Here is a 21539-nt window from a genome sequence, read left to right on the forward strand (position 1 = left end):
ACGAGCCTCACGCGCACAGCGCGAGCGCTCAGTTCACGCGCTCAGTCCAGACGCTCAGCCCTCCGCGGACTGCACGATCGGGATGTCGCGGGTGATCGGCGCCTCGGACACGACGCCGTACCCGGCGAGGGGATCCTCGTCGCTGTCGCTCGAGTCCTGGTACGCCGCGGCCACGCCCTTCGCGGCATCGCCCATCGTGTGGATGCGCAGGGCGTTCGTCGACCCGGGGATGCCGGGAGGCGATCCGGCGACGAGGATCGACTGGTCGCCTTCGCGGGCGGTGCCGTCGGCGAGCAGCACCGCGTCGACCTGCCGGGCCATCTGGTCGGTGTGGCGGACGGTCTTGACGAGGTAGGGCCGCACGCCCCACGTCAGCGCGAGCTGGTGACGGACCTGCGGATCGGGGGTGAAGCCGAGGATCGGCCACCGCGGACGCAGCCGCGACATCCGGCGCACGGAGTCACCGGTCTGCGAGAACGTGCAGAGCAGATCGATGTCGAGCTGCTGAGCGATCTGCACGGCGGCGGCCGTGACGGCGCCGCCCTTCGTGTGCGGGACGGTGCCGAGCGGACGGATCCGATCGAGCCCGTGCTCCTCCGTCGAGGAGATGATCCGGCTCATCGTGCGGATCGCCTCGACCCAGTGGGCACCGACCGAGGTCTCCCCCGAGAGCATGAGCGCATCGGCGCCGTCGAGGACCGCGTTCGCGCAGTCGCTCGCCTCGGCGCGGGTGGGCCGTGAGGCCTCGATCATCGTCTCAAGCATCTGCGTGGCGACGATGACGGGCTTGGCCTGCTGGCGCGCGATCTCCACGGCGCGCTTCTGCACGATCGGCACCTGTTCGAGCGGCAGTTCGACGCCGAGGTCGCCGCGGGCGACCATGATCCCGTCGAAGGCGTCGATGACGGCGTCGAGCTCCTCGACGGCCTGCGGCTTCTCGAGCTTGGCGATGACGGGGGCGCGCACGCCGACCTCGTCCATCACGGCGTGGACGTCGTCGATGTCGGCGGGGCTGCGGACGAAGGAGAGGGCAACCCAGTCGAACCCGAGGCCCAGACCCCATTTGAGGTCGTCGATGTCCTTCTCCGACAGCGCCGGCACGGACACGGGCACACCGGGCAGGTTGATGCCCTTGTGGTTGGAGATCGGACCGCCGATCTCGACCTCGGTGACGACGTCGGTCTCGGTAACCTCGGTGGCCCGCAGGCGCAGGCGGCCGTCGTCGATGAGCAGCGGGTCGCCGACGGACACGTCGTTCGGCAGCGTCTTGAGCGTCGTGCTCACGATCTCCGCGGTGCCGGGCACGTCGCGGCTCGTAATCGTGAAGGTCGCCCCGTCCTCGAGGTACTCCTTGCCGTTGGCGAAGGTGCCGACTCGGATCTTCGGACCCTGGAGGTCGAGGAGGACGGCGACGGCGCGGCCGGTGTCGAGAGCGGCCTGGCGGACCCAGGCGAACTTCTCCTCATGCTCTTCCCGCAGCCCGTGGCTGAGATTGAATCGGGCGACGTCGACGCCCTCATCGACGAGTGTGCGGATGTCTTCGTAGGAATTCTGATTCGGACCCAGTGTTGCGACTATCTTTGCTCGCCTCATGCACTCCACCCTACCTGCACCTCAGGAGTCACATCGACCCTTCTCCGGCAGGAGATCCCTGCCGGAGAGCCGATGCACGCCCTTGTGCGTATTCTCAAATAGTGACACAGATCATTTTACACTGTGAATCCGGTGTCGCGCGGCCGGACCGGTGCCGGAAGCCGCGTCGACCCCGTGAGGTACGTGTCGACCTCGGCGGCGACCGCCCGTCCCTCGGCGATCGCCCAGACGATGAGCGACTGCCCGCGGCCGGCGTCACCGGCGACGTAGACGCCCGGCTGTGACGACGCGTAGCTGTCGTCGCGGACGAACGCTCCGGTGTCGGCGACGTCGAGGCCGAGCGCCTCGGACTCCGGTCCGGAGAACCCGAGCGCGAGCAGGACGAGGTCCGCGTCGAGGACGTGCTCGGTGCCCGGGGTCGGGATCCGCTTCCCGTCGACGAACTGCGTCTCGGAGACCTCGATGCCGGCGACCTCGCCTTCGCCGTTGCCGGCGAAGCCCGTCGTCGACGCCAGGTACTGCCGGGTGCCGCCCTCCTCGTGGGAGGTCTGGACCTCGAAGATCCGCGGCACCGTCGGCCACGGGTCGCGTTCGCTGCGCGAGGCCGGGGGCTTCGCGCCGATCGCGAGCGTCGTCACCGAGGCGGCCTCCTGGCGCAGCGCTGTGCCGAGGCAGTCGGCGCCCGTGTCGCCGCCGCCGATGATGATGACGTTCTTGCCCTTGGCGCTGATCGGCGTGGGATCCCCGCCGGCCTGAGCCTTGTTGCTCGGGACGAGGAAGTCCATCGCGAATTCGACGCCGTCGAGCTCGCGCCCGGCCACCGGCATGTCCCGGGGCACGGTCGCCCCGGTGCAGACGATGACGGCGTCGAAGCGCGACTGGAGCTGCTCGAGGGTGATGTCGACGCCGATCTCGACGTCGGTCTCGAAGCGCGTGCCCTCGGCCCGCATCTGGTGGAGACGCCGATCGATGTGGTGCTTCTCGAGCTTGAAGTCGGGGATGCCGTAGCGCAGCAGCCCGCCGAGGCGGTCGTCGCGTTCGTAGACGACAACGGTGTGCCCGGCGCGGGTGAGCTGCTGGGCCGCGGCGAGTCCGGCCGGACCCGACCCGACGACGGCGACGGTGTGCCCGGTGATGCGGTCGGGGATCTGCGGCTGGATGAGACCGGCGGCGAAGCCCTCGTCGACGATCGTCACCTCGACCTGCTTGATCGTCACGGCCGGCTGGTTGATGCTGAGCACGCACGCGTTCTCACAGGGCGCCGGGCACGCCCGACCGGTGAATTCCGGGAAGTTGTTCGTCGCGTGGAGGAGGTCGACGGCCCGCGGCAGCTCGCCGCGGTACATCGCATCGTTGAACTCCGGGATGAGGTTGCCGAGCGGGCAGCCCTGGTGGCAGAACGGAACGCCGCAGTCCATGCAGCGCGACGCCTGGCGCCGCAGCTGCTCGGGGTCGCCGGCCTCGTAGACCTCGCGGTAGTCGAGCAGGCGGATGGGAACCGGGCGGCGCTGCGGCAGCTCGCGTTCGGTGACGGTGAGGAATCCGTGCGGATCAGCCATTGGTGACCTCCAGAATCTTGCGCCAGGCGGCGTCCGAGTCCGCTGGCGTGCCCTCGGCGGCCATCTCGGACTGGATGTCTCGCACCGCCTGGTAGGCGACGGGAATGATCTTCGTGAAGCGGGAGAGGACGTCCTCGCCGCGGCGCAGGCCGTCGAGCAGCTGGGCGGCCAGCGGCGAGTCCGTCCATTCGACGTGCTCGCCGAGCAGCCGCTCGAGGACCTCCATGTCATCGACGCCGACCCCGGTGAAGCGGAAGACGCCGGCGGCGCGCTCGTCCGGGTTGAGCCGGGCCGGGTTGAAGTCGAGGACGTAGGCGGTGCCGCCGGACATGCCGGCCGCGAAGTTGCGTCCCGTGCCGCCGAGGATGACGGCGACCCCACCGGTCATGTACTCCAGGCCGTGGTCGCCGATGCCCTCGACGACCGCCTCGGCGCCGGAGTTGCGCACCATGAAGCGCTCCCCCACCTGACCGGAGATGAAGAGCTTGCCGCTGGTCGCGCCGTAGCCGATGACGTTGCCGGCGATGACGTTGTGCTCGGGGCGGGTCGGGTTCTCCGGGGCCGGGTGGACGGCCACGGTGCCCCCGGACAGTCCCTTGCCGACGTAGTCGTTGGCGTCGCCGGTGAGGTCGATGCTCACCCCGACCGGCAGGTACGCGCCGAGCGACTGCCCGGCGGTGCCGTGGAGTTCGAGGCGGATCGTGTCCTCGGGCAGGCCGCGGTCGGCGTAGGCCCGGGTGACGTGATGGCCGAGCAGGGTGCCGACGCTGCGGTCGGTGTTGACGACCGTCGAGGAGATCGTCACCGGCGACTTCGTCTCGATCGCCTCCCGAACCTGGTCGAGCAGCTGCGGGTCGAGCTCCCCGTGGAAGTCGCGGAACACCTGACCGGCGCATTTGCGGGCCACCGAGGTGTCCCCGGAGAGGTTGCCCGGGACCGTGAGGATCGTCGAGAGGTCGAGGTCGAGACCGGACTCCCGGGCCCGGTCCTCGTCGACGCGCAGGCGCTCGACGGCGCCGATCGCCTCGTCGAGGGTGCGGAAGCCCAGCTGCGCGAGGTACCCGCGGACCTCCTCGGCGATGAACGTGAAGAAGTTGACGACATGGTCGGCCTGGCCCGTGTAGCGCGAGCGCAGCAGCGGGTTCTGCGTGGCCACGCCCACCGGGCACGTGTCCTTGTGGCACACGCGCATCATGATGCAGCCGGAGACGACGAGCGCGGTCGTCGCGAACCCGAACTCCTCGGCCCCGAGGAGGGCGGCGATGATGACGTCGCGGCCGGTCTTGAGCTGACCGTCGACCTGGACGCTCACCTTCTCCCGCAGGCCGTTGAGGATGAGCGTCTGCTGCGCCTCGGCGAGTCCGAGCTCCCACGGGGTGCCCGCGTGCTTGAGCGAGTTGAGCGGGCTCGCGCCCGTGCCACCGTCGTGACCGGAGATGAGGACGACGTCGGCTCCGGCCTTCGCGACTCCCGCCGCGACCGTGCCGACCCCGACCGCGGAGACGAGCTTGACGTGGACCCGGGCCCGGGCATTGGCCCGGCCGAGGTCGTAGATGAGCTGCGCGAGGTCCTCGATCGAGTAGATGTCGTGGTGCGGCGGCGGGGAGATGAGCCCGACGCCGGGGGTCGCATGCCGGGTCTTCGCGATCCACGGGTAGACCTTCTCCCCGGGCAGCTGACCGCCCTCCCCGGGCTTGGCGCCCTGCGCCATCTTGATCTGCAGGTCGTCGGCCTCGGTGAGGTAGTGGCTGGTCACCCCGAAGCGGCCCGAGGCGATCTGCTTGATCGCCGACCGGCGCTCGGGGTCGAGGAGCCGGTCGACGTCCTCGCCGCCCTCCCCCGTGTTCGACTTCCCGCCGATCCGGTTCATCGCGATCGCGAGCGTCTCGTGGGCCTCCTTCGAGATCGACCCGTAGCTCATCGCGCCGGTGGAGAAGCGCTTCATGATCGCCTCGGCGGGTTCGACCTCGGCGATGTCGATGGGGCCCTCGGCCCCGGGCACGAGGTCGAGGAGGCCGCGCAGGGTCATCAGCTCACGCGACTGGTCGTCGACGGCGCGCGTGTACTCCTGGAAGATGTCGTAGCGCTTCGACGCCGTCGAGTGCTGGAGCTTGAAGATCGTCTCCGGGTTGAACAGGTGGCCCGGCCCCTCCCGGCGCCACTGGTACTCCCCGCCGACCTTGAGGGGCCGATGAGAGGGGCGCGGATGGTCGTCGCGGTGGGCATCGGCGTGGCGCGCGGTGTTCTCCGCGGCGATCTCGCGCATCCCCTTGCCGCCGAGCTGGTGCGGTGTCGACGTGAAGTGCCGGTCGATGAGGTCATCGGAGAGACCGACGGCCTCGAACGTCTGCGCCCCGTGGTAGGACTGCACGGTCGAGATGCCCATCTTCGACATGATCTTGAGCAGGCCCTTGTTGAGCGCGCCGAGGACGTTGGCCACGGCCGCGGATTCGCTCACCCCGGTCACCCGGTCGGAGCGGACGAGGGCTTCGGCGGTCTCCATGAGCAGGTAGGGGTTGACCGCCGAGGCGCCGAAGGACACGAGCGTCGCGGCATGGTGGACCTCGCGGACGTCCCCGGCCTCGACGACGATGCTCACCCGCGTCCGGGACCTCTCCCGCACGAGGTGGTGATGGAGCGCCGAGGTGAGCAGCAGCGACGGGATCGGCGCGAGGTCGGCCGTGGAGTCGCGGTCGGAGAGGATGATGAACACCGCGCCGGCGTCGACGGCGGCGCTCGCCTCGGCGCACAGTGCCTCGATCCGCGCCTCCATCGCGTCGGGTCCGGCGTTGACCGAGTAGAGACCCGAGAGCGTGACGGTGGGACGCGGATTGTCGACGCCGAGGTGGTGGCCCTTGACGTGGCCGATCGCCGCGAGCTCGTCGTTGTCGATGACCGGGCGCGAGAGCATGATGTGCGCGGAGTCGGGGCGGCTGTGCTCGAGGAGGTTGCCCTCCCGACCGAGTCCCGCGGCCATGCTCGTGACGATGTGCTCGCGGATGGAGTCGAGCGGCGGGTTCGTCACCTGCGCGAAGTTCTGGTGGAAGTAGTCGAAGAGCAGCCGCGGGCGCGTCGAGAGGCCCGCGATCGCGGTGTCGGTGCCCATCGCCCCGAGCGGTTCGGCCCCGGTCTCGGCCATCGGGGTGATCAGCAGCCGCAGCTCCTCCTCGGTGTAGCCGAAGGTCCGCTGGCGCCGGCGCACCGAGGCCTGCGGGTGGAGGACGTGGACGCGGGTGGGCAGGTCCTCGAGGCGCTTCGAGGAGTCGGCGACCCACTCGGCGTAGGGGTGCTGGGTGGCGAGCTGGTTCTTGATCTCCGTGTCGGAGATGATCCGCTCGGACTCCGTGTCGACGAGGAACATGCGGCCGGGGGTGAGCCGGCCGCGGCCGACGATGTCGGCCTCGGGCAGGTCGACGACGCCGATCTCACTGGCGAGGACGACGGTGTCGGAGGTCATGACGTAGCGGGCCGGTCGCAGACCGTTGCGGTCGAGCACGGCACCGGCGAGCTTGCCGTCGGTGAAGCCGACGCACGCGGGACCGTCCCACGGCTCCATGAGCAGCGAGTGGTACTCGTAGAAGGCCTTGCGCGACTCCCCCATGCCCGGGTTGTTCTCCCAGGCCTCGGGGATCATCATGAGCATCGCCTGCGGCAGGGACCGCCCCGAGGCGACCATGAGCTCGAGGACGGCGTTGAAGGACGCGGAGTCCGAGGCGCCCGGGGGCACGATCGGGAAGAGGCGCTCGAGGCTCGAGTCGGTCTCGGGCACCGGGGAGGCCAGCAGGTCGGAGGCGAGGTGCGCCTCCCGGGCCCGCATCCAGTTGCGGTTGCCGCGCACGGTGTTGATCTCCCCGTTGTGGGCGATCGTGCCGAACGGCTGGGCGAGCTGCCACGACGGGAACGTGTTCGTCGAGAACCGCGAGTGGACGAGCGCGATGCGCGAGGTCACCCGGTCGTCGTTGAGCTCCGTGTAGTACGGGGCGAGCTGGCCGGTCGCGAGCATGCCCTTGTACGTGATCGTCGCCGGCGACAGCGACGGGAAGTAGATGCCCTCCCGGTCGAGGCGCTTGCGCACGATGTAGGACCGGCGGCGCAGGTCGTCGGCGTCCCGGGCCGGGTAGCGGGCGTCGAACCCGAAGAAGACGTGGCGCATGTGCGGCTGCGTCGAGCGCGCGATCTCCCCGAGCACGCTCTCGTCGCGGGGGACGTCGCGGATGGCGAGGACGCTCAGGCCCTCTTCGGCGGCGATCCGGCGGACGAGCGCCTCCTCGTCGGCGAGCGGCTCCTCCCCGGCGGTCGGGAACTCCCCGGCGGGGATCGGCGACTCGGTCGAGGTCAGGCCGGTGAGGTCGGTGCGGTAGTCCTGGGAGAAGAATCCGATGCCCACGGCGTACTCGCCGGGCGCGGGCAGGTCGATGTCCTGCTCTTCACGGACCACCTCGGCGAAGTAGTCGTGCGGGATCTGCAGGGTGAGGCCGGCGCCGTCGCCGGTGCCCTCGTCGGAGCCGATGCCGCCGCGGTGCTCGAGCTTGCGCAACGCCCTCAGCGCCTGTTCGACGACCTCGTGGTCGGCGGCGCCGCGGTAGCGGACGATGAGAGCGAGACCGCACGCATCGTGTTCGAGCGCGGGGTCGTAGAGTCCGGTGCGCTGCGGCGGGAGTTGTGGGGTCGATGAGGTTTCACGGGACATCGGCTGCCTTCACGGGGTCTAGTCATTCTCCAGCAGACGACGCTGTCTCGAACTGGCTTCGGCATGCCCTGGGGAGATCGTCCTGCGGGCACAGGTGTGACGTGGTTCTCACGGTCGGATTACCAACTTACACCCCGTGAGGGCTCAACGTGAAAACGAGAAAGGACCGAAAGGTGAACCTCAACGTCTCAATTGCCGGACTTTTCGTCCTCTCCTCCGCGGTTCCGCGACCGCACATCGGGGATGATCGAGATCGCCGAGGTGACCGCTCCGAAGAACCCGAACCCGGGCTTCTCGTCGTCCCTGCCCCGCGGCTTCCGCCGCGCACCGGCCCGGTCGGCCGCCGTGTCATCGGCGGTCGCGGTGTCCTGCGCGGGAGCCTGGCCTTGCGCGGCTGAGCGGGTCGACGCGGCGCCTCCGCCGCCGGGCGTGCCGTCGTGGTCGGCCCCGTCGTCCTCGTGTCGGCCGTGCTTGGCCAGGGCGCGGGCGCCGGGCACGTAGATCGTCGACTCGGGCTCCTTGTGGCGTGAGCGGGAGACGAGGAACCAGATGAGTCCGACGGCGAAGACGAGGATCGATGTCCAGATGTTGAGCCGCAGGCCGAGGACGAGTTCGGCGTCGTCGATGCGCAGCGCCTCGATCCACACGCGTCCGAGCGTGTAGTAGCAGATGTAGAGCGCGAAGACCTGGCCGTGGCCGAGGCGGAATTTCCGCGCGGCGACGATGAGGATGAGGCAGCCGGCGAGGTTCCACAGGGATTCGTAGAGGAACGTCGGCTGGAAGAGCGTGTCGGCCGGCAGCGCGGGATCCGGCCAGTTCGGGTTGAGCTGCCCGTCGATGAACTTGTCGATGCGCAGACCCCACGGCAGGGTCGTCGGGGCGCCGAAGAGCTCCTGGTTGAACCAGTTGCCCCACCGGCCGACGGCCTGGGCGAGGATGAGCCCGGGGGCGGCGGCGTCGAGGAACGGGAGGATCCGGATCCCCTGATAGCGGGCGACGAGCCACGCCGCGAGCATGCCGAGCGCCACGGCGCCCCAGATGCCGAGGCCGCCGTTCCAGATCTTGAACGCATCGAGCGGGTTGCCGTTGGGCCCGAAGTACGGGTCAGGGGTGGAGAAGACGTGGTAGAGGCGTCCGCCGATGATGCCCGCGGGCACGGCGATGATCGCGATGTTCCACAGGTCGTCCTCGTGTCCGCCCATCGCCCGCCAGCGCCGCGAGGTCAGCCACAGGGCGAGCAGGATGCCGGCGAGGATGCACAGCGCGTACGCGTGGATCGTCAGCGGCCCGATGGAGAATCCGCTCCACGTGGGAGACGGAATCGCAGCGGTGATGTCGACGGGGCTCATGCACAGCCTTCCCTGAGTTGCGCGGCGAGATCGGACAGGGCGGCCACGCCGCCGTCGTCGAGGCTGCGGACGAGAGCGGAGCCGACGATGACGCCGTCGGCGTAGGCGGCGACCTCGGCGGCCTGGTCCCGGGTCGAGACGCCGAGGCCGACGCACGCGTGCGGGGCGCCTGCCTCGCGGAGGCGGGAGACGAGGTCGCGGGCATGGTCGTCGACGGACGTGCGCACCCCGGTCACCCCCATCGTCGAGGCCGCGTAGACGAAGCCGCGGCTGGCGGAGACGATGCGGCTGATGCGCTCGGGGGTCGAGGACGGAGCGGCGAGGAAGATGCGGTCGAGGTCGTACTCGTCGGAGGCGGCCAGCCAGTCGGCGGCTTCGTCGGGGATGAGGTCGGGGGTGATGATCCCGGCCCCGCCGGCGGCGTCGAGGTCGCGGGCGAACGCGTCGACGCCGTACTGGAGGACGAGGTTCCAGTAGCTCATGACCACCGGCGTCCCGCCCGCCTCGGCGACGGCGCTGACGGCCGCGAAGACGTCCTTCGTGCGCACCCCGCCGGCCAGGGCCTGCTCGGCGGCGCGCTGGATGACCGGCCCGTCCATGCCCGGGTCGGAGTACGGGAGGCCGACCTCGACGATGTCGACGCCGGAGTCGACGAGGGCGGTCATCGCCTCGATCGACCCTGCGACGGTGGGGAACCCGACGGGCAGGTAGCCGATGAGGGCGGCGCTGCGTCCGGAGTCCGCGATCGCGTCGAGCGTCGCCCCGGTGCGGGGACCTGCCTGCGTCTCTGTCGTGCCTGTCATACCTGCACGGCTCCTTCGTCGAAGTAGTCGAACCACGTGGCGGCCGTGGTCATGTCCTTGTCGCCGCGGCCCGAGAGGTTGACGAGGAGGACCGCGTCGGGGCCGAGCTGTCGGCCGACCCGCATCGCCCCGGCCAGCGCATGGGCGGATTCGATCGCGGGGATGATGCCCTCGGTGCGGGCGAGCAGCTGCAGGGCCTCCATCGCCTCGTCGTCGACGACGGGTTCGTAGGTGACGCGGCCGGCATCGTGGAGGTACGAGTGCTCGGGTCCCACCGACGGGTAGTCGAGACCTGCCGAGACCGAGTGCGAGGGCCGTGTCTGGCCGTCCTCGTCCTGGAGGATGTAGGTCGCCGACCCGTGGAGGACGCCGGGGCGACCCCCGGAGAAGCGGGCGGCGTGCCGTCCGGAGTCGATGCCCTCTCCCCCGGCCTCGAAGCCGTAGATGCGGACCTCGGGGTCGTCGAGGAACGCCGCGAAGATGCCCATCGCGTTCGATCCGCCGCCGACACAGGCGAGCACGGCGTCGGGCAGGCCGCCGGTGGCCTCGCGCAGCTGGTCGCGGGCTTCGTCGCCGATGACGCGCTGGAACGCGCGGACCATCGCGGGGAACGGGTGGGGACCGGCGACGGTGCCGATGACGTAGTGCGTGCTGCCGACGTTGGCGACCCAGTCGCGCATCGCCTCGTTCATCGCGTCCTTGAGGGTGCGGGTGCCGTTCGTCACGGCGTTGACCTTCGCCCCGAGCAGCCGCATCCGGGCGACGTTGAGCGCCTGGCGCTGCGTGTCCTCCTCGCCCATGTAGACCTCGCACTCCATGTCGAGGAGGGCCGCGGCGGTCGCCGTGGCGACCCCGTGCTGGCCGGCGCCGGTCTCGGCGATGAGCCGGGTCTTGCCCATCCGCTTGGCGAGCAGAGCCTGACCGAGGGCGTTGTTGATCTTGTGGCTGCCCGTGTGGTTGAGATCCTCCCGTTTGAGGAACACGCGGGCCCCGCCGCAGTGGGCGGAGAACCGCTTGGCCTCGGTGAGCAGGCTCGGGCGCCCGATGTAGGACACCTGCAGCTCGTGCAGCTCGGCCCCGAACTCCGGATCGACCTGGGACTTGCGCCAGGTCTCCTCGATCTCATCGAGGGCCGGGATGAGGGCTTCGGGAATGAACCTGCCGCCGAACGCACCGAAATACGGTCCGGTCTCCTGGCTGGTCTCGGTCATGGTGCGTCCTTTGCGGGTCGTGGTGCGTCCGGCACCGAGGCGGCCGGGGCCGTCTCGGGCGCCGTGCGGGTCAGCGGCTGGGGTGGGGCGTCCGGGGTGTCCGGGCGGCCCGACCGGCGGCGGTGAAGGCGGCGACGGCCGCGGCGGGATCGCCGTCGCGGACGAGGGCTTCGCCGACGAGGGCGACGTCGGCGCCGTCGCGCGCGTAGTCCTCGATGTCGGTTACCGAGGCGACCCCCGACTCGGCGACGAGCGTGGCCTCGGCCGGGGCGAGGGCCGCCAGCGGTGCGAATCGTCCCGTGTCGACGCTGAGGTCCTTGAGGTTGCGGGTGTTGACGCCGATGAGGCGGGCGCCGATGTCGATCGCGGTGGCGAGTTCGGCTTCGCTGTGGGTCTCGACGAGCGCGGTCATCCCGAGGGAGGCGGCGAGGTCGTGGAACTCCCGCAGCTGGGCGGGGCTGAGCGCGGCGACGATGAGGAGGACGAGGTCGGCGCCGTGGGCGCGGGCCTCGTGGAACTGGTACTCGTCGACCATGAAGTCCTTGCGGAGGACGGGCAGGTCGACGGCCGCGCGAACCGCGTCGAGGTCGGCGAGGCTGCCGGAGAAGCGCCGGCCCTCGGTGAGCACGCTGATCGCCCGGGCGCCGCCGGCGGCGTAGAGGCCGGCGAGTGTCCCCGGATCGGGGATCGTCGCGAGATCTCCGCGGGAGGGCGAGCGGCGCTTGACCTCGGCGATGACCCCGAAGTCGGCGCTGAGGTCGAAGGGGCGGACGGCCGGTGCGGCCGCTGTCGCGTCGCGGACGGCCGTCAGCGGGACCTCGCGCCGACGGGCGGCGAGGTCCTCGGTCACCCCGGTGACGATGTCGTCGAGGACGGTCATGTGCGCTTCGGCTTGTTTCCCAGTCCGACGGCGCGCAGGATGATGCCGACGATGAGGCCGAGAACGGTGACGCCGCCGCCGATGTAGGTGATCATCGGGGCATGGATCGTGAAGCCCACGCAGCCGATCGAGAGTCCGATGAGCATGATGATGACGCCGGTCCACCCGGCGACGGAGTTGCCGTGACCGGGATCGGCGATCGCAGCGTAGTCGATCGTGGACTTATCGAGATCGGCGGCACCCGAGCGGGCGACTGATTGCGACATGGTGCTCCTTATGCTGACGTGCACGTGATGGGTCTATTGTGTCATGTCCGAGGTGGTGAGTTCGCATCGACGCGACCTGCAGGACAGGGTCGGGGCAGGATCGTCATGTCCGGAATGCTGATTCCGCATCGACGCGAGAGGCGAGACGTGGCAGACGCCACACGCGCACTCAGGAACTCCGGCTGCTTGTCGGACCGTCGTCGTTGCGCGGGGACTCGTCCTCCGCCGCCTGCGCGTCTGAGGGCTGTGCATCCGCGGACTGCGCGTCCGCGGATTCCGCCGCCGCCTCGGCGCCGGCCTCCTCGCGTCCGGTCTCCACTTCGTCGCCGCGGGAGAGCGCATCCCACGTCGCGGCCGAGTCGAATTCGCCGCCGGCGCCTTCGGCGCTGCGGGCGTACCGATTCGACCCCGTCCAGGTCCGCGAGGCGTAGGCGACCCAGCCGATGACGATGACGCCGACGACGGCGGCGAGCAGCGCGACGATCGGCCATGAGGTCGCCCCCGGGGCACCGATCGCGGTGATCGCGCTGACCCCGTAGCCGAGTGCCGCGAGCTCCGCGAGACCGAAGATGACGAAGCGGCCGATGCGGCCGAACATCGCCGAGAGCAGCCCGCACACAGCGATGATCGCCACGCACGCGGTGGCCACGGGCGAGGCCTGCGTCGTCTCGGCCTGGCCGGGCATCGCGACTCCCGCGGGACCGAGAGTCTCGCTGCTCGCCCCCGCCTGCCACGTGGCCAGGGTGATCGCCCACATGCCGGCGGCGACGACGAGGACGAGGAGGACTCCGCGGGATTTGGTCATCGTGCTCCTTCCGTCAGGCGCTGGACCCGACCGGCTGCTGCGGCGGCTGCGAGCACCGCGGCCGCCTTGTTCTCGGACTCACGATACTCCGTCTCCGGCTGGGAGTCGGCGACGATCCCGCCGCCGGCGAAGACGCTCATCACCCCGCGGGCGAGCACCCCGGTGCGGATGGCGATCGCGAGATCGAGGTCACCGGTGAAGGAGAGGTAGCCGACGACTCCCCCGTAGAGTCCGCGCCCGACGACCTCGAGCTCGTCGATGATCTGCAGGGCACGCGGCTTCGGGGCCCCGGAGAGGGTGCCGGCGGGAAAGGTCGCCCGCAGCACGTCGATGCCGTCGTGGCCGTCGGCGACCTCGCCGCGCACGGTCGAGGAGATGTGCATGATGTGGCTGAAGCGCTCGATGTCCATGAAGGTGCTGACATCGACCGTGCCCGCGGTGCAGACCTTCGCGAGGTCGTTGCGGGCGAGGTCGACGAGCATGAGATGCTCGGCGCGCTCCTTCTCATCGCGGAGCAGCTCCCTCGCGAGCCGGTCGTCGTCCTCCGGGGTCGCCCCGCGGGGACGGGACCCGGCGATGGGGTGGGTGACGACGGTGCCGGAGCGGACCGTGACGAGGGCCTCGGGCGAGGAGCCGATGATGCTCACCGGCTGCCCGTCTGCGTCGTGGAGGCCCAGCAGGTACATGAACGGCGAAGGGTTCGAGTGCCGGAGCATGCGGTAGACCATGAGCGGGTCGGCGTCGCAGTCGGTGTCGAAGCGCTGGCCGAGGACGACCTGGAAGATCTCCCCGTCGACGATGTCCTGCTTCGCGCGCTCGACTCCGGACAGGTAGTCCGCCCGCGGTGTGCGGGTGCGCACCTGCGGTGTCGTGGCCACCGGGACGACCGCCTCGGCGGGAGCAGGACGGGAGAGCCGGGCGAGCATCGTCTCGATCCGCGCCACTCCGGCCGCGTACGCCTCGTCGATGCCGGTGTCGGCCCCGTTGACGTTGACGACGTTGGCGACGAGGGTGAGCGTGCCCGAATAGTGGTCGTAGACGGCGATGTCGCCGGGGATCATCAGCTGCACGGTCGGCAGGCGATGCTCGTCGGGATTGGCGGTGCCGAGCTTCTCGAACTCCCGGATGATGTCCCACCCGAAGTACCCGACGAGGCTCGAGACCATGGGCGGCAGATCGCTCGTGTCGATCTTGAGCAGCTCGAGCGTCGCCGAGACCGCGTCGAGGACGCTGCCGGTCTCGGGCACCCCGACCGGCGGCGTGCCCGTCCAGGTGAAGCCCTCGGGGGTGGTGACGAGCGTCGCCACAGGGGCGGAGCCGATGAACGAATAGCGCGCCCAGGCCCCGGCCTCGGCGGATTCGAAGAGGAACGACCCGGGACCGCCGTCGGTGAGCTTCCGGTAGAGGCTCAGGGGCGTGTCGGTGTCGGCGAGGACCTCGGTGTGGACGGGCACGAGCCGGTGGTCGGCGCCGGCGGCGCGGAACTCGGCGAGGCTCGGGCGGATGGTCAGCGGTTCAGTCGCGTGCGTCGTCACTGATCGTCCTTCCGGTGAAGCAGGTCGCGGTCAGAGTGTGGCAGGCCGGTCCCGTCTGGTCGACGGTCATGAGGAGGGCGTCGGCGTCGCAGTCGAGGGCGAGCGAGCGCAGCGCCTGGGTGTGGCCCGACGTCTCCCCCTTGACCCAGTGCTCCTGCCGGGACCGCGACCAGTAGACGGCGCGGCGTTCGGCCAGTGTCCTCTCGACGGCGGTGCGGTCCATCCACGCGAGCATGAGGACCTCGCGCGTCGTCGCCTCCTGGACGACGACGGGGATGAGCCCGCCGGGCCCGAAGCTGATGATCTCGCGCCAGTTCTCCGGCGTCGCATCGATCTGCTGCTGACTCATCGGACATCGAACCCTTCTGCGCGCAGTGCGTCCTTGACCTCGGCGATGGTGAGCGTCCCGAAGTGGAAGACGCTCGCGGCGAGCAGGGCATCGGCCCCGGCCCGCACGGCGGGGGCGAAGTGCTCGACCTTCCCGGCGCCGCCGGAGGCGATGAGCGGGACGCCCACAGCCTGACGGGCGGCGGCGATGAGTTCGAGGTCGAAGCCCTCACGGGTGCCGTCGGCGTCGATCGAGTTGAGCAGGATCTCGCCCACCCCGCGGTCGGCGGCCTCGCGGATCCAGTCGATCGCGCAGCGGCCCGTGCCCTCACGTCCGCCGCGCACGGTGACCTCGAAGCCCGACGGTGTCGTCGTCTCCCGGGTGCGCCGGGCGTCGAGGGAGAGGACGAGCACCTGGTTGCCGAAGTGCCGGGAGATGTCGCTGATGAGCTGCGGATCGACCACCGCCGAGGTGTTGACGGAGATCTTGTCCGCGCCGTCGCGCAGGAGCCGGTCGACGTCGTCGACGCTGCGCACTCCCCCGCCGACGGTGAGCGGGATGAACACCTGCTCGGCGCTGGCCCGGACGACATCGTGGACGGTCTCCCGGTCGCCGCTGCTCGCGGTGACGTCGAGGAACGTCAGCTCGTCGGCCCCGGACTCGCCGTAGACACGTGCGAGTTCGACCGGGTCTCCGGCATCCCGGAGGTCGGCGAAGCGCACGCCCTTGACGACGCGTCCCTCATCGACGTCGAGGCACGGGATGACTCTCACGGCAACCATGGTTCTCTTCTCTCTTCTCTAGATCCCGAGCGTGCGGTAGCGCTCCATGCGGCGGGCCAGCCGGCGCTCTGACTGCGCCCGCATGAGCTCGATGAGCTCGAACTCGAGGGTCTGTCCGACCCGGGCGACGAAGTCGAGGGGTTCGTCGCTGGCATCGGGATGTTCGGCGATGATCCGGTCGACGACTCCCGTGGCGAGCAGCTGGGGAGCGTGGACGCCCTGGCTCTGCGCCATCTGCGGGGCGAAGTCGGTCGTCCGGTGGACGATCGCCGAGGCGCCCTCGGGCGGCAGCGGCGACAGCCAGCCGTTCTCGGCGCTGAGCACGCGGTCGGCGGGGATGAGCGCGAGCGCCCCGCCGCCGGAGCCCTCCCCGAGGATGAGGGAGACGGTGGGGGCGTCGAGGTTCGCGAGCTCGGCGAGCGAGCGCGCGATCTCTCCGGCCATCCCGCCCTCCTCGGCGGATTGGGACAGGGCGGCGCCGGGGGTGTCGATGACGGTGACGAGCGGCAGGTCGAGCTCTCTGGCCAGGCGCATGCCGCGGCGGGCCTCCCGCAGCGCGGCCGGACCGAGCGGTGCCCGCGAGTCCTGCCGGAAGCGGTCCTGGCCGAGGACGATGCACGGGGCGGAGCCGAACTTCGCGAGCGCGAGCAGCAGCCCGGGATCCTTCTCCCCCTCCCCGGTGCCGTTGAGCGGGAGCACCGTGTTCGCCGCGGTGCGCAGGAGATCGCGGACGCCCGGGCGTTCGGGACGGCGGGACCGGGTGATCGCCGCCCACGCATCCGACTCGGGGTCGATCGTGCCCGGGCGGGTGTCCGGGTCGGGCACGCGCGGAGGCACCTCCTTGGCGCCCATGAGGACGTCGAGGACCCGGGAGACCGTCGTCTGGATCCGCTCGGGACCGATGACGGCGTCGATGATCCCGTGCTTGTGGAGGTTCTCCCCGGTCTGCACACCCTCGGGGAACGACTCGCCGTAGAGGGCTTCGAAGACGCGGGGGCCGAGGAAGCCGATGAGGGATCCGGGTTCGGCGACGGTGACGTGGCCCATCGAGCCCCACGAGGCGAACACGCCGCCGGTCGTGGGATGCCGAAGGTAGACGAGGTAGGGCAGACCGGCCCGACGGTGGGCGACGACGGCGTTGGTGATCTTCACCATCGAGAGGAACGCGACGGTGCCCTCCTGCATCCGGGTGCCCCCGGAGGCGGGACCGGCGAGCAGCGGCAGGCCCTCGAGCGTGGCCCGCTCGATCGCGTCGACGAGCCGCTGGGCGGCGGCGACGCCGATCGATCCGGCGAGGAACCGGAACTCTCCGGCGACGACGGCGACCCGGCGGCCGCCGATCGTGCCCTCCCCGGTGATGATCGCCTCGTCGACCCCGGACTTCTCACGGGCCGCGGCGAGTTCGGCGGCATAGTCCTCGGAGATGCCTCCGGCGGGGGTGATGGGGGCCTCGTCCCAGGAGACGAAGGACCCCTCATCGACGACGATGTCGACGAGTTCGTGCGCGTTCAGCCTCGCCATCGTCTCAGTCCCCGCCCTCGGGCGCCGACTCGCCGGTGAGCCACGCCGCGATCGCCTCGGCGTCCTCATCGAGCAGCGGCGGGGCCTCGTGCGTCCTCTTCGTCGTCTCGACCTCCCCGTCGGCTCCCGTGTCGAAGAACCGCAGCGGGGGTCCGGGCAGGTCGATGTCGCCGAGCACGGGGTGGTCGACGGAGACCTTGAGCCCCTGGCTCAGCGCCTGCTCCCAGTCGTAGACCTCGGCGAGGGTGCGCACCGTGCCGGCGGGGATGCCCGCGGCGCTGAGCTTCTCGAGCAGCTGCGCGGACGTGAAGTCGGCGAAGCGGGATTCGATGAGGGCGATGACGGCCGGGCGGTTGGCCACGCGCTCGGCGTTGTCGGCCATGCCCGGGGTGGCCGGGTCGATGTCGAAGGCCGCGGCGAACTTCTGCCAGAGGCTCTCGTTGCCCACGGAGATCTGCACGGCCCCGTCCTGGGAGGCGAAGAGGCCGTACGGGGACAGGGACGGGTGGTGGTTGCCGCCGGGCTGCGGGTTCTCCCCGGCCACGGTGGCCCGGGTTCCCTGGAACGCGTGGACGCCGACCATGCCGGCGATGAGCGAGGTGCGCACGATCTTCCCGCGCCCGGTGCGCTCGCGCTCGAGCAGGGCGGCGAGCACCCCGTAGGAGCCGTAGATGCCGGCGAGCAGGTCGGCGATCGGCACGCCCACCCGCTGCATGTCCTCAGGCCCGGACCCGGTCAGGGACATCAGTCCCGCTTCGCCCTGGGCGATCTGGTCGTAGCCGGCGCGGGCGGCCTCCGGCCCGTCGTGGCCGAAGCCGGTGATCGAGAGGATGACGAGGCGCGGGTTGATCTCCAGGCACGTGGCCGGGGAGAACCCGAGGCGGTCGAGGACGCCGGTGCGGAAGTTCTCGATGAGGACGTCGGCGCGGGCGATGAGCGCCCGCAGCGTGTCCTTGCCGGTCTCGGATTTGAGGTCGAGGGCGATCGACTCCTTGTTCCGGTTCGCGGAGAGGAAGTACGTCGCCTGCGGATCGTCGGCGGGACCGACGAAGGGCGGACCCCACGAGCGGGAGTCGTCGCCGCGGCCGGGGTTCTCGACCTTGATGACCCGGGCGCCGAGGTCGCCGAACATCATTCCCGCGTGCGGACCCGCGAGGGCGCGGGAGAGATCGATGACGGTGTACCCGCTCAGCGGCCCCTCACCTGTGGCCGGTGCGTCGTCGAACATGCCTAGTCCTCCTCATATGTGGTCCATGTGGTCACGAGCTTACGCAGTCGGGCGACCTCGTCGTAGGCGCGGGGGCCGTCGGCGTGCTGGACGGCCATGACCGCGCACGTCGAACCGTCGGCGAGGTCGAGGATCGCCCACGGGTCGTCGCCGTACGTCGAGAACGTCACCCCGAGGATCTGCCCCCAGCCGAACCGGCGGGTGCGCACGATGTTGCGCACCGTCAGCCCCGCCTCGTCGGGGCGGGCCTCGATGCTGCCGACCCGCAGGAGGGCGGCTGCGAAGAGGACGCCGAGGAGGTTCATCCACACGACGTCGAACCACGTCCACGGCCGCCAGTCGACGACGAGGAGGGCGACGGAGAGCACCGCGAAGCCGACGAAGACGACGGCCGCGCCGACGAAGCCGAGCACGCGGACCCGCCGGGGCCGGAAGACGGCGAACTCAGATGCGGCAGGCGCCAATGTTCGTCACCAGGATCGCGCGCGCACCGACCGCGTAGAGGCGGTCCATGACGTTGTTCACGGACTTCGCCTCGACCATGACCCGCACGGCCACCCAGCCGGTCTCCTGCAGCGGGGAGACCGTCGGCGATTCGAGTCCCGGGGTCAGGCTGATCGCCTCGGGCACGAGGCGCTCTTCGATGTTGTAGTCGACGAGCACGTACTGGCGGGCGACCATGACGGATTCGAGGCGGCGCTTGAGCACCTCGATCGAGGCGTCGGCGCCGTCGCGCTGGACGAGGACGGCTTCGGACTCGAGCATCGGCTCCCCGAAGGTCTCGAGGCCCGCCGCCCGCAGGGTGCTGCCGGTCTCGACGACGTCGGCGACGGCATCGGCGACGCCGAGCTGGATCGAGACCTCGATGGCGCCGTCGAGCTGGACGGTCTCGGCCGTGATGCCCCGGGCGTCGAGGTCGGTCTGGACGAGATGCGGGAAGCTCGTGGCGATCCGCTTGCCGGCGAGTTCGTCGACGCTGTCGTAGCGGCCGCGCTCCCCGGCGTAGAAGAAGCGGGAGTTCCCGAAGCCGAGGCCGATGACCTCCTGGGCCTTCGCCTGGGATTCGAGGAGGAGGTCGCGACCGGTGATCCCGGCGTCGAGGATGCCGGAGCCGACGTAGACGGCGATGTCGCGGGGGCGCAGGTAGAAGAACTCGACCCCGTTCGTCTCGTCCCGGTGGACGAGGGTCTTCGATCCGCGCCGGGTCGAGTACCCGGCTTCGCTGAGCATGTCGGTGGCGGCTTCGGAGAGGATGCCCTTGTTGGGCACGGCTACACGCAGCATGGCGTCCTTTGCGAGGAGGAGAGGAAGGTCACAGGTGGGCGTTGACGTCGTCGAGGCTTAAGTCCTTGGCGATCATGAGCACCTGGAGATGGTAGAGCAGCTGGGAGATCTCCTCGGCGAGCTCGTCCGGCGTCTCGTACTCCGCGGCCATCCACACCTCGGCGGCCTCCTCGACGATCTTCTTCCCGATCGCATGGACTCCCGCGTCGAGTTCGGCGACGGTCTTCGATCCGGCGGGCCGGTCGAGGGACTTGGCGAGGAGTTCAGCGTAGAGAGAGTCGAAGGTCTTCACGTGATCCAGGGTAGACCATCGCCGCTGCGTGCCCTGACCGGGGTCTCAGGTCCCGGACGCGGCATCCGGGCCGCGGGTGATGTCGGTCGCACCGGTGTGCGGGGCGGAGATCGTCTGCTTCGAGCGCTTCGACCAGTCGAGGAAGCCGATGACGACCATGACGAGGAAGATGAGGTAGACGGCGCCGGAGAAGACGAGTCCCCCGGCCACGGCCAGCGGGATGCCGACGAGGTCGACGGCGAGCCAGACGAACCAGAACTCGACGATCGCCCGTCCCTGGGCGTACATCGCCACGAGGGAGCCGATGAAGATGTAGGCGTCGGGGTAGGGGTTCCACGACCAGCCGCCGACGGAGAGGATGTACCCGAAGACGGCGGTGCCGATGACGAGGGCGGCGATGAGCCCGATCCGCTCCTTCCACGTCGCCCACCGGACGACGACCTCGCCCTTGACCTCCTGCGACTTCCGCCACTGCGTCCATCCCCAGACGGCGGCGACGATGATGACGACCTGGCGGGAGGCATTGCCGCCGAGACCGGCCGAGAGCGAGGCGGAGAAGAGGAGGATCGACCCGAGGATCTGCACCGGCCAGGAGAGGATGTTCCGCTTGAGGGCGAGGACGACGGTGGCCAGCGCGCAGATGTTGCCGAAGAGATCCGAGTACGGCACGGGTTTGCCGAGCAGCTCGAAGGCCGGGGTGTTGAGCCAGGAGAGGAATTCCATGATGTGCCTCGGATCGCGGGTCGGTCAGTGGGTGTGGGAGGCGGAGGCGAGGCTGCGGAGCTCGGCGATCGCCGCGGCCGCATCCTCGGCGCTGTAGACGGCGGACCCGGCGACGAGGACGTCGGCACCGGCGTCGACGACGCGCTCGACGGTCGCGGCGGAGACGCCGCCGTCGACCTGCAGCCTGATCTCGAGTCCGGAGGCGGAGATCGCCTCCCGGGTGCGGGCGATCTTCGGCAGGCACACGTCGAGGAATTTCTGCCCGCCGAAGCCGGGTTCGACGGTCATGATGAGGATCTGGTCGAATTCGGGCAGGAGGTCGATGTAGGGCTCGATCGGGGTCGCGGGCTTGAGCGCGAGGCTCGCCTTCGCCCCCAGCCGCCGCAGCTCCCTGGCCAGTCGCACGGGGGCCGCGGCCGCCTCGGCGTGGAAGGTCACCGAGGCGCACCCGAGCTCCGCGTACACGGGCGCGTTGCGGTCGGCGTCGGCGATCATGAGGTGCGCGTCGAGCGGGATCGGGCTGATCGCCTGGATCCGCTCGACGACGGGCGGGCCGAAGGTGAGATTGGGCACGAAGTGGTTGTCCATGACGTCGATGTGGGCCATGTCCGCCGTCGCGATCTTCTCAAGCTCCCCGCGGAGGTCGGAGAAATCGGAGGAGAGGATGCTCGGGTTGATCTCGATCGCCAT

At 70.3% G+C, this 21539-nt stretch carries 19 protein-coding genes; all 19 read right to left on the minus strand.

Features of this window, described 5'->3' with window-relative positions; all coding sequences use genetic code 11:
* Nucleotides 1-54 precede the first annotated feature (54 nt).
* On the minus strand, nt 55-1593 hold the full coding sequence (pyk, locus tag ABD154_RS05580) for a pyruvate kinase (protein WP_198498858.1): 1539 nt from the start codon (nt 1591-1593) through the stop codon (nt 55-57).
* 116 nt (nt 1594-1709) lie between these two features.
* The gene (locus ABD154_RS05585; protein ID WP_211979174.1) at nt 1710-3152 is read right to left on the minus strand and encodes a glutamate synthase subunit beta; all 1443 of its coding nucleotides are present in this window, start codon (nt 3150-3152) and stop codon (nt 1710-1712) included.
* Entirely contained in the window at nt 3145-7842 is a 4698-nt protein-coding gene (gene gltB / locus ABD154_RS05590; protein ID WP_211979173.1) for a glutamate synthase large subunit, read from the minus strand. The genes ABD154_RS05585 and gltB overlap by 8 nt, the downstream gene beginning before the upstream one ends.
* 188 nt (nt 7843-8030) lie before the next feature.
* The gene (gene lgt / locus ABD154_RS05595; protein ID WP_211979172.1) at nt 8031-9191 is read right to left on the minus strand and encodes a prolipoprotein diacylglyceryl transferase; all 1161 of its coding nucleotides are present in this window, start codon (nt 9189-9191) and stop codon (nt 8031-8033) included.
* A complete protein-coding gene (gene trpA / locus ABD154_RS05600) occupies nt 9188-9994 on the minus strand; it encodes a tryptophan synthase subunit alpha (protein WP_211979171.1) in 807 nt (268 codons plus the stop codon). The genes lgt and trpA overlap by 4 nt, the downstream gene beginning before the upstream one ends.
* Nucleotides 9991-11205: a tryptophan synthase subunit beta gene (trpB, locus tag ABD154_RS05605; RefSeq protein WP_198498863.1), complete on the minus strand. Its 1215-nt coding sequence runs from the start codon at nt 11203-11205 to the stop codon at nt 9991-9993. The genes trpA and trpB overlap by 4 nt, the downstream gene beginning before the upstream one ends.
* Before the next feature lie 70 nt (nt 11206-11275).
* Nucleotides 11276-12085 (minus strand): indole-3-glycerol phosphate synthase TrpC, encoded by an 810-nt coding sequence (gene trpC, locus ABD154_RS05610; protein ID WP_211979170.1) that lies wholly within the window; start codon nt 12083-12085, stop codon nt 11276-11278.
* The gene (locus ABD154_RS05615) at nt 12082-12351 is read right to left on the minus strand and encodes an HGxxPAAW family protein (RefSeq protein WP_198498865.1); all 270 of its coding nucleotides are present in this window, start codon (nt 12349-12351) and stop codon (nt 12082-12084) included. The genes trpC and ABD154_RS05615 overlap by 4 nt, the downstream gene beginning before the upstream one ends.
* A gap of 169 nt (nt 12352-12520) precedes the next feature.
* Nucleotides 12521-13156: a Trp biosynthesis-associated membrane protein gene (locus ABD154_RS05620; RefSeq protein ID WP_211979169.1), complete on the minus strand. Its 636-nt coding sequence runs from the start codon at nt 13154-13156 to the stop codon at nt 12521-12523.
* Nucleotides 13153-14691: an anthranilate synthase component I gene (gene trpE / locus ABD154_RS05625; protein WP_211979168.1), complete on the minus strand. Its 1539-nt coding sequence runs from the start codon at nt 14689-14691 to the stop codon at nt 13153-13155. The genes ABD154_RS05620 and trpE overlap by 4 nt, the downstream gene beginning before the upstream one ends.
* Nucleotides 14672-15040, minus strand: coding sequence for a phosphoribosyl-AMP cyclohydrolase (hisI, locus tag ABD154_RS05630; RefSeq protein WP_198498868.1), 369 nt, complete (start codon nt 15038-15040; stop codon nt 14672-14674). The genes trpE and hisI overlap by 20 nt, the downstream gene beginning before the upstream one ends.
* Nucleotides 15037-15801: an imidazole glycerol phosphate synthase subunit HisF gene (gene hisF, locus ABD154_RS05635; protein WP_198498869.1), complete on the minus strand. Its 765-nt coding sequence runs from the start codon at nt 15799-15801 to the stop codon at nt 15037-15039. Before hisF ends, hisI begins: the two co-directional genes overlap by 4 nt.
* A gap of 18 nt (nt 15802-15819) precedes the next feature.
* Nucleotides 15820-17322, minus strand: coding sequence for a carboxyl transferase domain-containing protein (locus ABD154_RS05640; RefSeq protein ID WP_211979167.1), 1503 nt, complete (start codon nt 17320-17322; stop codon nt 15820-15822).
* 4 nt (nt 17323-17326) lie between these two features.
* Nucleotides 17327-18550: a CaiB/BaiF CoA transferase family protein gene (locus ABD154_RS05645; protein ID WP_211979166.1), complete on the minus strand. Its 1224-nt coding sequence runs from the start codon at nt 18548-18550 to the stop codon at nt 17327-17329.
* 2 nt (nt 18551-18552) lie between these two features.
* Entirely contained in the window at nt 18553-19014 is a 462-nt protein-coding gene (locus ABD154_RS05650) for a PH domain-containing protein (protein ID WP_198498872.1), read from the minus strand.
* On the minus strand, nt 18995-19834 hold the full coding sequence (gene hisG / locus ABD154_RS05655) for an ATP phosphoribosyltransferase (protein WP_211979165.1): 840 nt from the start codon (nt 19832-19834) through the stop codon (nt 18995-18997). Before hisG ends, ABD154_RS05650 begins: the two co-directional genes overlap by 20 nt.
* Before the next feature lie 28 nt (nt 19835-19862).
* The gene (locus tag ABD154_RS05660; protein WP_198498874.1) at nt 19863-20126 is read right to left on the minus strand and encodes a phosphoribosyl-ATP diphosphatase; all 264 of its coding nucleotides are present in this window, start codon (nt 20124-20126) and stop codon (nt 19863-19865) included.
* Between the two features lie 45 nt (nt 20127-20171).
* Nucleotides 20172-20849 carry a nicotinamide mononucleotide transporter family protein gene (locus tag ABD154_RS05665; RefSeq protein WP_211979164.1) on the minus strand — a complete coding sequence of 226 codons (678 nt, stop codon included), beginning with the start codon at nt 20847-20849 and terminating at the stop codon, nt 20172-20174.
* A gap of 24 nt (nt 20850-20873) precedes the next feature.
* A complete protein-coding gene (gene rpe / locus ABD154_RS05670) occupies nt 20874-21539 on the minus strand; it encodes a ribulose-phosphate 3-epimerase (RefSeq protein WP_211979163.1) in 666 nt (221 codons plus the stop codon).

This window comes from Brevibacterium sanguinis, from assembly GCF_039528855.1.
Classification (GTDB): Bacteria; Actinomycetota; Actinomycetes; order Actinomycetales; family Brevibacteriaceae; genus Brevibacterium; species Brevibacterium sanguinis.